General features: G+C 52.3%; 13 protein-coding genes and 1 rRNA gene. 11 read left to right on the top strand and 3 right to left on the bottom strand.

Annotated elements, in window-relative coordinates; translation table 11 throughout:
• From F1593_RS22775 to F1593_RS22760, 4 genes are all read left to right on the top strand, one after another.
• Positions 1–208 (top strand): 23S ribosomal RNA (locus tag F1593_RS22775); the annotation flags it as partial.
• A 627-nt stretch (positions 209–835) separates the two neighbouring features.
• Positions 836–2,356 (top strand): peptide ABC transporter substrate-binding protein, encoded by a 1,521-nt coding sequence (locus F1593_RS22770; RefSeq protein ID WP_172632365.1) that lies wholly within the window; start codon positions 836–838, stop codon positions 2,354–2,356.
• Between the two features lie 216 nt (positions 2,357–2,572).
• Positions 2,573–3,196, top strand: a complete 624-nt coding sequence (locus F1593_RS22765) for a cyclodeaminase/cyclohydrolase family protein (RefSeq protein ID WP_149403863.1) — start codon at positions 2,573–2,575, stop codon at positions 3,194–3,196.
• Positions 3,193–4,062 carry a bifunctional 5,10-methylenetetrahydrofolate dehydrogenase/5,10-methenyltetrahydrofolate cyclohydrolase gene (locus F1593_RS22760; RefSeq protein WP_149403862.1) on the top strand — a complete coding sequence of 290 codons (870 nt, stop codon included), beginning with the start codon at positions 3,193–3,195 and terminating at the stop codon, positions 4,060–4,062. Before F1593_RS22765 ends, F1593_RS22760 begins: the two co-directional genes overlap by 4 nt.
• A gap of 168 nt (positions 4,063–4,230) precedes the next feature.
• Here the strand turns inward: F1593_RS22760 and F1593_RS22755 are convergent, their stop codons facing one another.
• Positions 4,231–5,745: a sensor histidine kinase gene (locus tag F1593_RS22755; protein WP_172632364.1), complete on the bottom strand. Its 1,515-nt coding sequence runs from the start codon at positions 5,743–5,745 to the stop codon at positions 4,231–4,233.
• Positions 5,746–6,124: 379 nt separating this feature from the next.
• Positions 6,125–6,610 (bottom strand): hypothetical protein, encoded by a 486-nt coding sequence (locus tag F1593_RS22750; RefSeq protein ID WP_149403860.1) that lies wholly within the window; start codon positions 6,608–6,610, stop codon positions 6,125–6,127.
• A gap of 556 nt (positions 6,611–7,166) precedes the next feature.
• Between F1593_RS22750 and hemA the strand changes: the two genes are divergently transcribed.
• The 6 genes from hemA to hemB all read left to right on the top strand — a co-directional run bounded on the left by hemA (position 7,167) and on the right by hemB (position 13,498).
• Positions 7,167–8,528, top strand: coding sequence for a glutamyl-tRNA reductase (gene hemA / locus F1593_RS22745; RefSeq protein ID WP_149403859.1), 1,362 nt, complete (start codon positions 7,167–7,169; stop codon positions 8,526–8,528).
• Positions 8,434–9,435, top strand: coding sequence for a hydroxymethylbilane synthase (gene hemC / locus F1593_RS22740; protein WP_149403858.1), 1,002 nt, complete (start codon positions 8,434–8,436; stop codon positions 9,433–9,435). The genes hemA and hemC overlap by 95 nt, the downstream gene beginning before the upstream one ends.
• The gene (locus F1593_RS22735; protein WP_149403857.1) at positions 9,428–10,330 is read left to right on the top strand and encodes a uroporphyrinogen-III synthase; all 903 of its coding nucleotides are present in this window, start codon (positions 9,428–9,430) and stop codon (positions 10,328–10,330) included. The genes hemC and F1593_RS22735 overlap by 8 nt, the downstream gene beginning before the upstream one ends.
• On the top strand, positions 10,299–11,069 hold the full coding sequence (locus F1593_RS22730) for a chlorite dismutase family protein (protein WP_149403856.1): 771 nt from the start codon (positions 10,299–10,301) through the stop codon (positions 11,067–11,069). The genes F1593_RS22735 and F1593_RS22730 overlap by 32 nt, the downstream gene beginning before the upstream one ends.
• Positions 11,070–11,143: 74 nt before the next feature.
• Complete coding sequence (hemL, locus tag F1593_RS22725; protein WP_149403855.1) at positions 11,144–12,442, top strand: glutamate-1-semialdehyde 2,1-aminomutase; 1,299 nt, start codon at positions 11,144–11,146, stop codon at positions 12,440–12,442.
• A 78-nt stretch (positions 12,443–12,520) separates the two neighbouring features.
• Positions 12,521–13,498: a porphobilinogen synthase gene (gene hemB / locus F1593_RS22720; RefSeq protein ID WP_149403854.1), complete on the top strand. Its 978-nt coding sequence runs from the start codon at positions 12,521–12,523 to the stop codon at positions 13,496–13,498.
• A gap of 194 nt (positions 13,499–13,692) precedes the next feature.
• Here the strand turns inward: hemB and F1593_RS28580 are convergent, their stop codons facing one another.
• The gene (locus F1593_RS28580; RefSeq protein WP_172632363.1) at positions 13,693–13,866 is read right to left on the bottom strand and encodes a hypothetical protein; all 174 of its coding nucleotides are present in this window, start codon (positions 13,864–13,866) and stop codon (positions 13,693–13,695) included.
• Between the two features lie 418 nt (positions 13,867–14,284).
• Between F1593_RS28580 and F1593_RS22715 the strand changes: the two genes are divergently transcribed.
• On the top strand, positions 14,285–16,273 hold the full coding sequence (locus F1593_RS22715) for a glycoside hydrolase family 15 protein (RefSeq protein ID WP_149403853.1): 1,989 nt from the start codon (positions 14,285–14,287) through the stop codon (positions 16,271–16,273).
• Positions 16,274–16,355: the final 82 nt, after the last annotated feature.

Below are 16,355 nucleotides of genomic sequence, written 5' to 3'. Positions count from 1 at the left end.
AGTTGGCCCGCCCGGGCCAGAGCTGGATAGCTATGTCGAGAAGGGATAAGCGCTGAAGGCATCTAAGCGCGAAGCCGCACCCAAGATAAGTTTTCCCATCTCTTCGTGAGATCAAGATCCCAGGCAGAACACCTGGTTGATAGACGGCACGTGCAAGCCTGGTAACAGGTGCAGCGAAGCCGCCCTAATGATCGTACGGCTTGTTTCACACATTTGTATCTTCATCGTGGCTCTGCAATGGATGGCGCATCGTCTGCTTCAACGAAGCTGACAGGAAAGCGCTCGGCAAAATTGAGGAAATGCACTTTTCAGTGGTTCAGACCCATACAAGTAGGATTTGCTTTTGGCAAGTCCTTTTTTGTTGCCATTTGTTATGATAAGCAAAGGCTCAAGCAGGCATGCGAACGGAAGCGAGATTGTTAAGCCCCTCTTCATTGCCATTGTGTGAACAGAAGCGGGATTGTTAAGGGTGCAACCCTTAACCTGGGGTCCGGGGGCTGTGCCCCGGCCTCTTTTCTCTCCCCGCCCGCGTAGCGGGCAGGGCTTTAAACATGCCCGACAGAGTACTAGCCAGGCATGTTTTTTCTGCTCATCTTTGTCATTGTAGATGACCTTCTGTATAATGAAGATATATTACGGCGCGGTTAAAAATTGCCCCCGCTAGCTATTTTTGCAGATGCGATCTTATTGAGAGAGGTCAGGAATGAACTATCGTTCCCCGAAAATACAGAATTATACACATGGTCACAGACGACATCTAGCTATGCTACTCCTTGTATGTTGTAGCGTATTACTTGTGCTCTCAGCTTGCTCCAAGAGCAGTGGGACACTTCAATTGACAAATGGGAAAGCAACGCTGGCCTCTGCGCAGGTCTTAACCATCCCCTTTGTTGGCATCACCGATGTCCCATCCTTTGATCCTGCCAGTGATCATGACGCCAATGGTTCGCTCTTGATGTCTATGCTCTACAGCGGCCTGGTTCGCCTGGATCAAAAGCTACAGGTACAGCCTGATCAGGCCAGTTGGACCATTTCATCTGATCAGAAAGTCTATACGTTCCATCTCGATCCCGCTGTAGCCTTTGCGGACGGCACGCCTGTGACCGCGCGATCCTACATCGATTCCTGGCTGCGGGTCCTGCAACCATCCGACCCCTCAACCCAACTCTCTCCTTACATGGGCCTGATCGAGGGAGCACAAAAGGTGCATGCCGGGCAGGCTAAACAGCTCTCTGGTGTCCGTGCACTCGATGAGCATACCTTACAGATAAAGTTGACGCAGCCCGCTTCATACTTCCTGGCTGCGCTGGCGAAGCCACTCTTTTTCCCGATCAACACTAAAATGCTGGCCTCTTATCAGAATCAAACGTGGCCCATCACGATTGCCGAGCAGGGAATCGGGAGTGGTCCTTTTATTGTGAAGAATCTGACGCCAGCCGTGAGCATGACCCTGATCCCCAATCCTTTTTATTATAGACAGAAGCCGACGTTGACGCAGTTAAAGATCGTTTTCACGAACGATGCACGTGTCGCTTATATCGCTGATCGCGTCAGTCACTACGATCTGGTCTGGGGACTGACACAGGCTGATCAGCAGCCAGCCAGCCAGCTCAAAGGCTTTATGCGTACCGAGTTATTGCAAACTGATGCCCTGTTCTTTAATGTGACTCAGGCCCCTTTTGACTCCCTGGCGGTCCGCCAGGTCTTTGCCGCCTCTCTGGATAAGCACGCCTATGCTACTACTGACCTGGGTGATTCCGTGGCAACTGCTGATACTCTCTTTCCGCCTGCGCTTCCAGGCTATCAGGCGGGCAAGCCAGATTTCAATCCTGCCCGGGCGCGTGAACTCTTGAAGTCAGCTCCGGCCAGGCAACTCTCAAACATTACCTTTTCTTATCCAACCTCGTTGGTGACAGCCAAAACGGCTCTGGCTCTCCAGACGATGTGGCATAGCTCGCTGGGCATCCATGTCAATTTGCGCCCGCTGGGGGACGATGCCTATCAACAAGCGCTCAAGGACCATGCCATCCAGTTTGGCATCACCTCTTTGCAGGCTGATATCGCTGATCCCTCTGCCTTTGCCAGTTCATTCCTGTCGAATTCTCCTCAGAATATGACCCAATGGCAGGATGCTTCCTATGATCAGTTGATCGAGCACGCCAATGCCACCACGGTTGATGAGCGCCTGAGTCTCTATCAGCGGGCCGAGCAAAAGCTGCTGGCGAGCGATGCTGTGATTCCTCTGGATCATCAGCGTATCGCGGGCTTGATCCCCAGTTGGATCGAAGGAGTTTCGCTGAATGCCAATGGTATCTACTTCGATTGGCCGGCCGTGAAAATTCTTGCTCATTCGTGATCCATGTGGTGAAGCCTTCCCTGACTCTTTTGCTGCCCTCTGGCTGGACCGGAGAGCAGCTTTTTTGTGATGTTGGCTCGACGTGAGTTGTAAGGGATGTTAGAATGCTAAGAGGTAGGCCAGTGGGAAGCGCATCAATCCAGGCTTTATAGCTGCCTGTTTCCGTTTTGGCTGTGTCTGGCTACCGATAGAAACTGAAAAATAGGAAGATTACATATGTATCTAGATAAATCCTTACAGACGTATCTCGATGATTTAGCGTCTTCAAATTCAACCCCTGGTGGCGGTTCAACGGCTGCCCTGAGCGGTGCAATGGGCTCCGCCCTGGTGTGTATGGTGTCGCGTCTGACCCTGGGCAAGGCTGATTATGCGGCTGTCCATTCAGAAATTGAAGCGATCATTACAAATGCGGAAGATGTGCGTAGCCGTTTTCAGAATTTGATGCAGGCTGATATCGAGGCTTATGGACAACTTGCTGCGAGTTTTAAATTGCCACGTGCCACCCCTGAAGAGAAGGCGGCGCGTACACAGTCCATTCAGGATGCTCTGGTTGGTGCGGCTTTGGTGCCGTTGGAGATGGTTGAGTTGGCCGCTCAGCTTGTGAAGCATTGCTTACGGGTTGCGGAAATCGGCAATAAAAACGTCCTGAGCGATATCGCGACGGCTTCTATGATGGCCTCTGGCGCGGCGACTGGCGCTGCCTGGATGGTACGTACCAATCTCAATTCCTTGAAGGATGCCGAGCGTGTACATGCGTTACAGCAGCGTCTGACTGTCGCTCTGGAAACGGTTTCTGTGGGTAGTCAGCAGGTAGTAAAGATTGTGGGGGAACGGGCGTGACGGCAACAGTTTTAAACGGTAAGACGCTGAGTGCTACCCTCAAAGCCGAGTTGCGTGAGGATGTACATCGCTACATTGCGCAATATCAGCAGGCTCCTGGTCTGGTGATTGTACGTGTTGAAGGTGATGCCGCCTCTGGCTTCTATAGTAAAGCTATCCTGCGTATCGCCAACGAAATCGGAGTGACGGCGCGGCTGGAATCCTTGCCGGAGCAAACCACTGCCGAAGAACTCCATACTATTCTACTGGATCTGAACACAGATCCAGCGGTCCATGGCATTATCGTGCAGATGCCCCTGCCAGCTCATCTGTCGCAGGATCTGGTCGCCAACACGATTGATCCGGCTAAAGATATTGATGGCATCAGCCCCTTGAATGCCGGGAACCTCGTGCTGGGATTGCCCAGCTTCCAGGCATCCACGGCCTCAGCGGTCATGGAAATCCTGGCCCGGAATGATATTCAGCTTGAGGGTCAGCATGTCGTGGTGCTGGGACGCAGCAATGTGGTCGGTAAGCCGCTCTCTCTGCTCCTATTGCAGAAGAACGCCACTGTCACCATCTGCCATTCGCGCACACGTGACCTGCCCTCTATGACCCGTCAGGCTGACATTCTGGTAGCGGCGGTTGGCCGTGCCAATATGGTCAAGGCCGATTGGGTGCGCCCGGGCGCGGTTGTGATTGATGTGGGTATTAATGCCTTACCAGAGGGTGGTATGACCGGGGATGTCGATTACGCAGGCGTACAGGAAGTTGCTGGCGCGCTCACCCCCGTTCCTGGCGGTATTGGTCCCTTAACAAATGCTTTGCTGCTCAAGCAATGTCTTGAAGCCGCCTGGCGCCAATCCTCTGCTCGCGCAGCGCATTAACACTGACAAAGAGTGTGTCGGACTCCCATGCTCTCCATAATCTCTGTGCATGAGTTTTCGCACCTGTAGTGCTCAAACATCTGTTTATTGTGTGGTGTCGGAAAAGGTCGAAGAACTTTTCCGACACCACACAATAAACAATCGAGACTGCTCTTAATGTGATCTCAATTAATCCGCGCTATTGAGGGTAAACCAGAAGGTGGTTCCTTCTCCTGTTTTACTGCTGACACCCACTTCTCCATGGTGTCGTTCAATAATCGTACGACTGATATAGAGTCCCAATCCAAAGCCGATCCCTGATCCACTCTGCACTTCTGTCTTTTGCACGCGATAGAAACGTTCCCAGATATGCTGTTGATCCTCTCTGGTAATCCCTGGCCCTTGATCGTGTACCGCGACACGGATTTTCTTTCCCTCACGTTCCAGGGTTACGGTGACCTGTTGATTCTCCTGGCTATATTTGAGGGCGTTCGATAAGTAATTGGTAAGAACCTGCTCAATGTGGTCTTTATCGATGATGACCAGCATGGGAGCCTGCTCGCCGATGATCCGAATTGTACGGTTGGGATTGAGCTGATTTTGCTGATTGACTATTTCGCTCAATACGCTGCTGAGATCCTGTGGCTCCATGCACATTTCAAGCTTTTTGTCCTGGATACGCGATAAGTAGACAATATCGTTAATCAGTTGTGTCAGACGGCGGATCTGATTGTCGGCACGCGTCAGGAGCCGTTGCATAGCTTCTAGCGTACGTTTATAATCTTCCAGGGTAATCGTGTTCAGTTGGAGGTCGCGGCGTGTGGTGCGCAATAAGATCTGAATTGTGCCTTTGATCGTCGTAATTGGCGTTTTTAACTCGTGGGCCGTGACACTCAGAAAGTCATTGATGCGCTGATTGGCATCTTGCCAGGCGACCTGCTTCATCTGGACTTGCGTTTTCTGTTCCGCCTGGATCTTTTCTTGTGCTTTGAACAACTCCAGCTGCTCGATCCTCATCTCTTCCTCAAAGGCTCGCCGTTCCTGCTTTAATTTGGCGCGTTCCTCTTCGAGAAAAGCTTCCAATTGCTGCACTTCCCCAAAGGTCTGGTGGAATATTTGATGCATCTCTTCGTCATCATCCCCAAATAGATCCGGGTCCGCCTCTATCCAACTGTGGCAGGAGCGAATATAGTTGAAGAGAGCAGTCAGGAAGACATAGTTATCGCCCAGCAGGCGCTGTAACTCTTGTCGACAGATGGGGGCCCGTTGCTTCTGGATAAACAGATGGGCAATACACGCAAACAGAATCAGATCGAGTTGAGAGTTGGCGGGCGGCCAGTCCTCTAGTGCCTTTGGTTGGGTGCGCATATGCTTCACATACTGGGAGATTTCCTGCTCGGTCGGTAGCGGTGTATGTAGCAGCGCCAGGATCTCCTCGGCCTGCATGCCCTGATTATTGAGTTGGATGCAGTGACAGCGTAAGTCATAGAGCACCTTGCAATTATATGAGAGATAGATAAAGATTTTTTCCTTGATAATGGAAGGAAGAGGATTATCTATATAGATTGTGCGTGTTTGTTGCCAGTGCATAGCAAGCAATACTTTGTTCCTCTGAATGACGGTGAAAAAAGGAGGAACAAAGCCAAAGTATTGTCGAATTTCGCTCAGGAGTGTTTCAGTTGTCACGTCATTTTGAGCATTCATCACATATTCCTCCATTATTATATTGTTATTTGCCTGCCTATGCTCCATCTGCAATGCTTGAGGGGTGAAGCAGAAGCTCATTAGGAATGATGTTCGCGCTCAAGCACAAATGATAGTTGCTATTGTTTCTAGCAAGTAATTGGTGGGTCTTATTCAAAGTCATTATTAGATAGACGTTGAATACTGATTGCTTTTGTGGCTCTCTGTATGGTTAACGATTGAGGTGCGTTGTTTAGATGCATGGAATCTATTGCTGAAGAGGGATGATGCGTGCTCATCTGAACAAGTGAACACGCATCAATTTAGTGAAAAATTGGATTATGTTATGGGGATATTTGTGCATGGTTGGACTGGTCACACAGATGAATAAAAGATCAGATCAGGAGCGACCGGATTGTCGGCGGCGAGCGGCGGCGGCTTTTTTTCGTCGCTCACGTCGATGCTGTTCTTGTAGCGTGCGTTGTTCCGCTGTCAATTCACGTGGCGTGTCACTGGTAGTTGTAGGCTGCCGGTTGCCCGTCGCAGCAGTTTCCTGCCTGCCCTTGCGTATCTGATAGCGTTGGACAAAGATCAAACCGAGTATGGCGGCGGCAATACACAGCAAGCCGATATAGATGGGAATGACAATCGCAGCCTGCGCGACCGAAAAGAAGCCCAGCGAAATGCCCATATTGATCAATACCACAAGCCCGAGCAGGACATATTCCAGACCAGTTAAGAGGGCATGTTCTTTATACCAGGGGCGCTTAAAGCCATTCGCATGTAGAATTTGCAGGCGTTTTTGCCCGGTATATAGATTAAAGATACCCAGGATGAGAAACAACAGTCCAACGAGACCGGTAAAACGTGGGTCGAGATGAAACATAAAAAGCTACTCCCAGATGCGTAGCGAGAACCGGCCTTCTGTCTCTGCCATGTTGGCGTCTACCGATTCCGCATAGTGCTTGAGCACCATCAATTCACTCTAAATAATGTTGATATGATACAACTTTTTTTCGCCTCCTGGGAGGAGCCTCTTAGGCGCGAACGTAAGGCTTTACAAGCGGGATTGCAAAGGGCGGTGAGCCCTTTGCCGGAGTTTGGGGTGCCCCCAAATACCTCTTTTTCTTCTTTTCTTCGCCGCCGCACGCGGCGGCGCGAGGGGAGTGAGAGACCGGGGCACAGCCCCGAACCCCAGGTTAAGGGTGCAACCCTTAACCATCCCGCTTCTGTTCGCGCCTATGGGGTGAACCCAAAAAGAGCAGGTAAATAGTGCATAAACAAGCATGGATTACTTCCTTGTTTCAGGGTGTTTCAACGCATATAGGGTAATCTTAGGGTGTTTTCCTGATAAGATATCGGGCTACTGAGCCTTGACGAATGGAAAAAAAACGCTAAAATCTCTATAGAGTATAAATTTTCTAGAGGTTTATGAGGTTTGCATGCATATCATTGTTGTTGGCGTTGATTACACTACCGCCCCTATTGCATTGCGTGAGCGCCTCGCGTGTTCTGCGCGTTACATTCCCCAGCAATTGCAAAAGGTTCGAGAGGTTGCTTCCGAATGCGTTTTTCTCTCAACCTGTAATCGCGTGGAGTTGTACGCGGTCTGCCAGGACGTGATTCAGGGACGAATTGATCTGTTGTGTGTGTTAAGTGAGACTCGTCAGATAGAGCTTGCTGAATTAGAGGCCCATTGTTTTAGTTTCGCAGATGAACGGGCGGTCGCTCATTTATTTGGCGTTTCGAGTGGGATTTATTCATTGGTGCCTGGCGAACCACAAATCCAGGGTCAGGTCTCCGATGCGTTAGAGATCGCGCAGGGCAGTGGATTTGCTGGACCAGTGACCTCCGCTTTATTTCGTGCCGCACTGGTCGCTGGCAAGCGCGCACGTAGCGAAACCAATATTAGCCGTAATGCTGCCTCAATGAGCCATGTCGCAGTTCAGTTAGCGCGTCACCTTCTGCCAGATTTCCATCAGGCTAATATTCTTCTGGTGGGTTCGGGGAAGATGAGTGAACTGGCGGCGCGTAATTTGAAGGATAATGGGGCGCAGCGCGTTGTGATTGTCAATCGTACTCAGGCCCATGCGCTTGAACTGGCTACGTCTCTGGATGCCAGTCTGCGTCCTTTTCAGGAGCTTCCCGACGCGTTAGTGGATGCCGATGTGGTGATTACATCGACGAAGGCACCTCATGCCATCATCACGGCCGACCTGATGGAGCAGATCATTGCTCAACGGGACGGCCGTTCTTTATTATTGATCGATCTTGCGTTACCACGGGATATCGAGCCTGCGGTCGCCGATTTGCCTGGTATCCATCTCTATAATGTGGATGATCTTCAATCCGAGGTGGAGCATGGTATTCAACTGCGCTTGCAGGAAACCGAGCATGTACAAACGATTATTACTGAAGAAGTTCAGTCTTTTGAGCGTTGGCTGGCCTCTTTGAGCGTGGTGGATACTATCAGCGATTTGCGCCAGCATGCCGATGCAGTGCGCCAGCAGGAGTTGGCCCGCGCTTTGCGGCAGCTTTCTTCCTCGTTATCCGAGCGCGAAGTGGGCGCGGTCCAGGAACTGACCCGACGCTTGATGAATAAATTATTACATACTCCCATGCTTCGCTTAAAGGATGCGGCGGCGGCGGGCGAGGGTCATATCTATGCTGAGGCGCTGCGCTATTTGTTTGATTTAGAAGAGAATACCAATGCGAGTGACGATAGGAACGCGAGCCAGCAAGCTCGCCATGATACAAACCCGGTGGATAAGTCAACGATTGCATCAGCAATGGCCCAATCTTGAAATTGAGATTGAGCAGATCCACACGACGGGTGACCGCGTAACATCGGTGCCGCTGTCACAAATCGGGAGCGATGGCGTCTTTGTGACTGAGATTGAGCATGCCTTGCAGGAGCATCGCATTGATCTGGCCGTGCATAGTCTGAAAGATTTGCCGACACAACAGCCGGACGATCTGCGTCTGGTGATTGTGGGTCCACGTGAGGATGTCCGCGATGCCTTTATCTCGCGCCGTCCTTTTCAGATCGTTTCGGGTCAGTTGACCCCTGTGGATGCTCAGGATGCTCGCTCGGCCACATTGCGTATCGGTACCTGTAGCCTGCGTCGCACCGCCCAGATCCGTGATTTTGTTCCTCAGGCCGAGATCCTGTCTTTGCGCGGAAATGTTGATACGCGCCTGCGCAAACTTGATGCCGGTGAGTATGATGGTATTATACTGGCTGCGGCTGGCTTGCATCGTATGGATCTGCAGGAGCGTCTGGCTGATCGCCTGACGTATTTCCCGGTGGATATGATGTTGCCCGCTCCGGGTCAGGGCGCGCTGGCATTGGAATGTCGCGACGATCCCACTATCCTTGCCTTATTGGCCCCACTGCAGGATCTTACGGTCCACGCTGCTACCAACGCTGAACGTCTGTTTATGCGCCGTCTGGGCGCGGGCTGCTATTTGCCGGTTGCTGCCTATGCTCAGGTGGTAGATGATCAACTGACAGCCCGGGGATTGGTCGCGAGCCTGGATGGTCAACGTCGTATTCGCGTACAAGCTGCGATTCCCTGGAACGCGCAATCGACGCTATTGGATGCCGAGCAACTGGGTGTACATCTGGCTGAACTGGCCCTGGAGCAGGGCGCGCAGGAGATTATTGAAGCCTTGACACAGTCGCAGAATCAGGAGCAATTCCATGTCTGAGCCGATGGCGGTTGTTGATAGCTCTCCCTTACGAGGAAAGCGGGTGCTGGTAACTCGTACGCGTGAGCAGGCCAGCGCTTTGAGTGAACAATTGCGTATGCTGGGAGCAATCCCGCTCGAGTTTCCGACCATCCGTATCGAGCCGCCCAGAGATTGGAGCGCGTTGGATGCTGCATTGCGTCGTCTCTTTCCCGCTGATCCCGCTGATGCTGTCTATAACTGGCTGGTGCTGACCAGTGCCAACGGGGTTGATATCTGTATGCAGCGCTTACAGTCGTTGGGCTATCAGCCAGCTGAACTGTGTGGCGTGCGTATCGCGACGATTGGTCCTGCGACGGCTGCGACCCTGGCTGGCTATGGTCTGAACGCCGATCTGGTCCCGGATGAATATATCGCCGAGGGCGTGATTCACGCCTTGCAGGCCGACGCCGAGCGCCATGGAACAAGCTTACAGGGACAGTGTATCCTGCTGGCTCGTGCCGCGGAAGCTCGCAAAATCCTGGTTACTGAATTGCAGCAGGCCGGAGCACTGGTTGATGAGGTGGCGGCCTATTTTACTGTGGCCGTGGCTCGCGATGATGCACGGGGACATGAGGTATTCCAACTTTTACAGCAGGGACAGCTTGATATTCTTACCTTTACCAGTTCTTCGACTGTCCGAAATTTTGTTGCCTGGCTGCAAAGTTGTGCTGCTGACTCTCTCGAGTCTCCCCTGGAGTTGATACAGCATCACAGCCTGTTAGCCAGTATTGGTCCGATTACGTCCCAAACCGCCCGCGAACTGGGACTCAAGGTGGATATTGAGGCCGCCGAGTTCACCATCGCAGGTCTGGTGCAGGCGTTAGTTCTCTATGAGGAAGCACATGGTAGATCAAGCAATCACATCGCAGACTAATGACGTTACGCAGACAGAGGCCCAGGTGGCCCCTGCCCGGCCAAAACCAAAACAGCCACGTCAGCTCGTACGCTTTAGCTTTTATAAATTGGATCAGCAGTGGCAGTTGCTACCCGAAGATGTCCGTGAAAAGGGCAAGCGGCAACTCCTTCAGATCTATGCCGATTATGCCGCCCAGGATGAGCTGATCCGCACCTTCTCGCTTTATGGTGTGCGTTCAGACGTTGATTTTATGATCTGGCAGGCCACCTATAATATCGACAATCTGCGCCGCTTTAATAGCCTGATCCGCCGCAGCCTGATGGGACCCTATTTGCGCGAGGAGCGTTCCATGCTCTCGATGACCAAGCGTTCGGTCTATGTCGGGAAGAACGCGCGTGGTGCGCATGATCCCCGGCTCGTCATCACTCCTGAGGATCGCAAATACCTCTTCGTCTATCCTTTCGTCAAGACGCGCCCCTGGTACGCCTTGTCAATGGAAGATCGCAAGCGCATGATGGGTGAGCATATCCGCGTCGGCCTGACCTATCCCAGTGTCTCGCTCAACACCACGTATTCCTTTGGTATTGATGACCAGGAATTCGTCGTCGCCTTCGAGACCGACAACCTCTCAGACTTTCTGGATCTGGTCCAGGAACTGCGCGAGACCGAAGCCAGCATGTACACCTTGCGCGACACGCCCATGTATACCTGCATTTCCGAGCCCCTCGATCAGATCCTCGACGCGCTTGGGGCCTGATTTTCTTGTTCATTAGGATTGTAAATGTAGGCCGCACCTTTACGGTGCGGTTTATCAGGGGGGATTGTAGCAGTATGCTCACAGGGGATTTTTCATTAGAACGTTCACAGGCGCTCTTCGCGGAGGCGCAACAGCTCTTGCCGGGTGGTGTCAATAGTCCCGTACGGGCCTTTCGTGGTGTTGGTGGTGATCCCGTCTTCATCGAGCGGGCCGAGGGACCCTATCTTTATGATGTTGACGGCCATCGCTATCTGGATTATGTCCAATCCTGGGGACCGATGATCCTGGGTCATACCTATCCTTCAGTGGTGGAGGCGGTGGTTGCGGCCAGCCATAAAGGTTTCAGCTATGGCGCTCCAACGCAGGCTGAGAGCCAGCTAGCGCGTCTGGTGATTGAAGCCGTGCCTTCGGTCGAGGTGATTCGTTTTGTCAATTCGGGAACCGAGGCGACGATGAGCGCCCTGCGCCTGGCCCGTGCCTATACGGGACGCAGCAAGATTGTCAAGTTTAGCGGATGCTATCATGGGCATGCCGATATGCTGCTCGTACAGGCTGGTTCGGGCGTAGCGACGATGGGTTTGCCCGATAGCCCGGGTGTCCCCTCTCAGACCACTCTGGACACGCTGACAGCCAGCTATAACGATGCTGCCGCTGTAGAGCAACTCTTCGCCACCTATCCCAATGATATTGCTGCCGTGATTGTCGAGCCAATCGCCGCCAACATGGGACTCGTGCCGCCCGCGCCAGGCTTTCTGGAGAAACTGCGCGAACTGACACAGCAACATCACGCGCTCTTGATTGTGGATGAGGTGATGACTGGCTTCCGTGTCGCCCTGGGAGGGATGCAAGAACGTGTCGGCATTACCCCTGATCTCACCTGTTTTGGCAAGATCATCGGCGGTGGCCTGCCGGTCGGTGCCTATGGTGGACGGCGTGAGATTATGAACATGGTCGCGCCAGCCGGTCCGGTTTATCAAGCAGGCACGCTATCGGGCAATCCCCTGGCGATGGCTGCCGGTATTGCCACGCTTCAGGAGTTGCGCAAGCCAGGACAATATGAACTGCTCGAACAGAAGGGGCAGCGCATTGAAGAGGGCTTCCAAAAAGCGCTGCGTGATAACCATATTCAGGCGCAATTTGTGCGCGTTGGCGCTATGTTCTGCCTTTACTTCTCTGAGCAGCCAGTTAATAACTATGAAGACGCCAAACGGTCCGACACCCGGCGTTTCGCCAGCTATTTCTGGAGCATGTTAGAGCAAGGCATCTACCTCCCGCCATCCAAATTTGAGTCCTGTTTTATCTCGCTAGCCCTTGACGACGCCATGCTCGACGAAACCATTCGTGCCGCCGCCAAAAGCTTCAGTACCCTATAGCAAATTTTATTCCTAGCGACGTACAAAGAGCCGCCCCATGGTGGGCGGCATGCGGTACGCCTGGAAAGGTTGAGTTTGATGAATAGTTTTCCCAACGTCCGTTTACGCCGTTTGCGCCAGAACGAGAAGATACGTGGCTTGATCCGCGAAACCCATCTGCGTGTGGATCAGTTGATCTATCCGCTCTTTGTGGCGGAAGGACTCAGCGAGCCACATGAGATTGTTTCGATGCCTGGTATTATGCAGTGGCCGCTGGACCAGATCGGTGCCGAGGTTCAGCGTGTGGCTCAACTGGGTATTCCAGCTGTACTGCTCTTCGGTATCCCCAATCAGAAGGATGAAGTTGGCTCTCAGGCCTATGCCGAGCATGGCGTGATCCAGGAGGCCATTCGCCGTATCAAGCAGGCGTCGCCAGAGACCTTGATCGTCACCGATGTCTGTCTCTGTGAATACACCAGTCATGGACATTGTGGCGTGATCCATAATGGGACGGTGCAGAATGATGAGTCGCTCCAACTCCTGGCTCAGATGGCGCTCTCACACGTTCAGGCTGGCGCTGATATTGTCGCGCCCTCCGATATGATGGATGGTCGTGTTGGTGCTCTGCGCCGTGTCCTTGATGAGCACGGCTTTAATCAGACCCCCATCATGGCCTACTCCATCAAGTATGCCTCTGGCTTCTATGGGCCATTTCGTGACGCCGCTGGCTCTACCCCACAATTTGGAGATCGACGGGCCTATCAGATGGACCCCGCCAATGTCCGTGAGGCGCTGCGTGAATTAGAGCAGGATATTCTGGAGGGAGCGGATATGGTCATGGTCAAGCCAGCCCTTTCCTATCTCGACGTGATCCGTCAGGTGCGCGATCACTGCGACCTGCCACTGGTCGCCTACAACGTCAGTGGAGAATATTCCATGGTCAAAGCCGCCGCCCAGCAAGGTTGGATCGACGAACAGCGTGTCGTCCTGGAAATCTTAACCGGCATTCGCCGTGCCGGAGCCGACATGATCATTACTTACTTCGCCCCCGACGTTGCCCGCTGGCTCCAATCCTGACCCCTCGCCGCGTACGAGCAAAGAAGGCCCGAACGTCTCTCTCTCCCAGGGAAATGGATACAGGGCTTCGAGGCGTGGGAATCGTACGAGGAAGGGACAAGCGCACCTCGGTTGCGACCTCGGCACGCACCTACACTTCCCTCGAAGGCCCGAACTCTGCGGTCGGGCTTCGTTGGATGGGGATCGCCGAACTTTTATTCGTTTGCGCGATAGGCTTTCATACGCGCGGCGATAAAGCGGCAAAAGCCAACGAAGAACAACGCTTTACTGGCCTCTCCCATTGCTGCGGCGACAAAGCCGCATGCCAGACCTACCGTAATGCCAATGCGACCAGCGGGATGACGTAATATCTGTCGGAGTGCTTGCATACACGCCTGCCTTTTGAACTAATCGTGGCTACTCTTTCTCTGTCAGGAAACGGACTCAGCCATGAAATCCGTGTGTAACTAAGACTTACGGTAGCATATATAGGCTACCTCTGTCCAGAGAGAATGGATATTTAAGACTGAAGTTGTTATCCTTACTAAGAGCCTCTGGGAGTGCTTTTAAGAACCAAATTATTAAAAAAAAATATTCCTCTTAAATCTTGTTACCAATCTCTAGTCTGTTGCGTTTTTCTTTGTTATAGGGCTCATGAAGTTTCTAAGGAATCTCTAAGGAAACTTCTAAGTTTCTAAGTTTCTAAGGATTGTTGTAAGACCACCCGACCACAAGACAGTAAGGGCTAATCACCTGGCTCGCCAAGGATCGGGGAATACAAATTTCAAAAGAGAGAAGTGTTGTGTAATGGTTGGGATGAACGAACTCAATCGCACTTATCTGCCGATTAATTCGTATGGCGTCATTGGAGACTGCCATTCCGCGGTATTAGTATCGCCAGACGGGTCGGTGGACTGGGGATGTCTACCGGACTTTGATAGCCCGGCCATCTTTTGTCGTTTGCTAGATGCTGAACAGGGTGGATATTTCCAGATTGCCCCAACGGAGGGCAATATCCCTGGTTCGCAGCGCTATCTGCGTGGCAGTAATGTTTTGCAGACGCGCTTTGCTAGTATCGCAGGTGAGGTGGTACTGACGGATTTTATGCCCGTCGAAACGTTGAGCGCCTGGCCCTATCAGGCCATGAACAATAATACCTGGACTCGTGAGGATGGTTCCTGTCATTGTATGGTGCGTATCGTGGAGTGCGTCCATGGTGAGATGTCGGTGACCATGCGTTTGAAGGTGACCCCAAATTATGCCGCCGATGCAAGCAAAATTGAGCTGAATGCGCAGCATCTGGGGGCTTTGATCACGAGCGAGCAGCAGAATGTGGCCCTGGCTATTGTGGGCGCGTCCTTGTTGCCTTCCTATTCAATGCATGTTGAACAGAATGAACTGCCGAAACATGCCAGCGTGGTTGCCCAGGTAACACTGCGCGAGGGTGAGCGTCTCTTGTTCGCGGTTGGTATGGGACGGACAGCCCGTTCGGCTCGTCGCCTGGTAGAAGAAGAATTGCCTACGCGAAACTTTGATGCTGAACTGGCCCATACGCTGCATGCCTGGCGCACCTGGATCGCCGGTAGTAACTACCAGGGTCCCTATGCTGATAAAGTTGAGCGGAGCGCGCTGGCCTTGAAATTGATGACGTATGCTCCTACGGGAGCGATTGTGGCTGCTCCAACCACCTCATTGCCAGAACATCTGGGTGGTGTACGCAACTGGGATTATCGTTTTACCTGGTTGCGCGATGCTACCTTTACGCTGTATGCCTTTAATGTCCTGGGCTTCACTGAAGAAGCGCGCGCCTTTACTCACTGGTTGCGTCGCCTCTCTTACGCGAACGGTGAGGATCTCCAGATTATGTATGGTATTCGTGGTGAGCGTGATTTAACTGAAAAAGAGCTCTATCACTTGAGCGGCTATGGTGGTTCTCGTCCTGTGCGCGTCGGAAATGGTGCTGCGGAACAGAAGCAGATGGACGTCTTTGGTGAAGTGTTGGATTGCATCCATATGTATCGCCGTCAGGGTAGCTTCGAGCGCTATGGCGAGACCTTAGATGGACCGTTGTGGTCGATGATGCGTATGCTGGTTGATTATGTCTGCGAGCACTGGCAGGAACCGGATAGTGGTATCTGGGAAGTACGTGGTGGCTTACGCCATTTCGTCTATTCCAAAGTCATGTGCTGGGTCGCCCTGGATCGTGGTATTCGTGCCGCGGAACAAATGGCGCTTGAGGCCGATCTACCTCGCTGGATTGCTATCCGTGACCAGATCCGTGCTGACATCCTGATCAATGGCTATGACACCAACCTTGGTGCTTTCACCCAATCCTATGGCAATGGTTCGTTGGATGCCTCGAATCTCCTGTTGCCATTAGTTGGTTTCATTTCTCCCAATGATCCTCGCATGCGTTCCACCGTAGACCGCATCATCGAGAACCTGACGGATGAGCACGGTTTTGTCTATCGCTATCTCTCGGATGATGGTTTAGAGGGTGAAGAAGGAACATTTGCCATTTGCACATTCTGGCTGGTTGACAACCTGGCAATGCAGGGTCGTGTGGATGAAGCCCGCTCACTTTTCGAACGATTAGCCTCGTATGCTGGACGCTTAGGATTATTCTCTGAAGAAATTGACGCCCGAAACAATGCCGCTCTGGGAAATTATCCCCAGGCATTCACTCATATTGCTTTAATTAATAGCGCGAACAATTTACGTAAAGCAGAAATCCGTATGGCCGAGCATCACACTGATCCAGTGATTGCCGCAATCCGTTTACAGAAACAACCCTAATAGCGACTCAACTATCTTTATTATCCCGCAATCATTTTATTATTCAAAAACAGTGAAGGTACCATCGACGGTACCTTCACTG

It is taken from the genome of Dictyobacter arantiisoli (assembly GCF_008326305.1).
In the GTDB taxonomy this organism is placed as follows: domain Bacteria; phylum Chloroflexota; class Ktedonobacteria; order Ktedonobacterales; family Ktedonobacteraceae; genus Dictyobacter; species Dictyobacter arantiisoli.
Note: the sequence above shows the minus strand (reverse complement) of the source record. Positions and strands in the feature narration are given on the sequence as shown.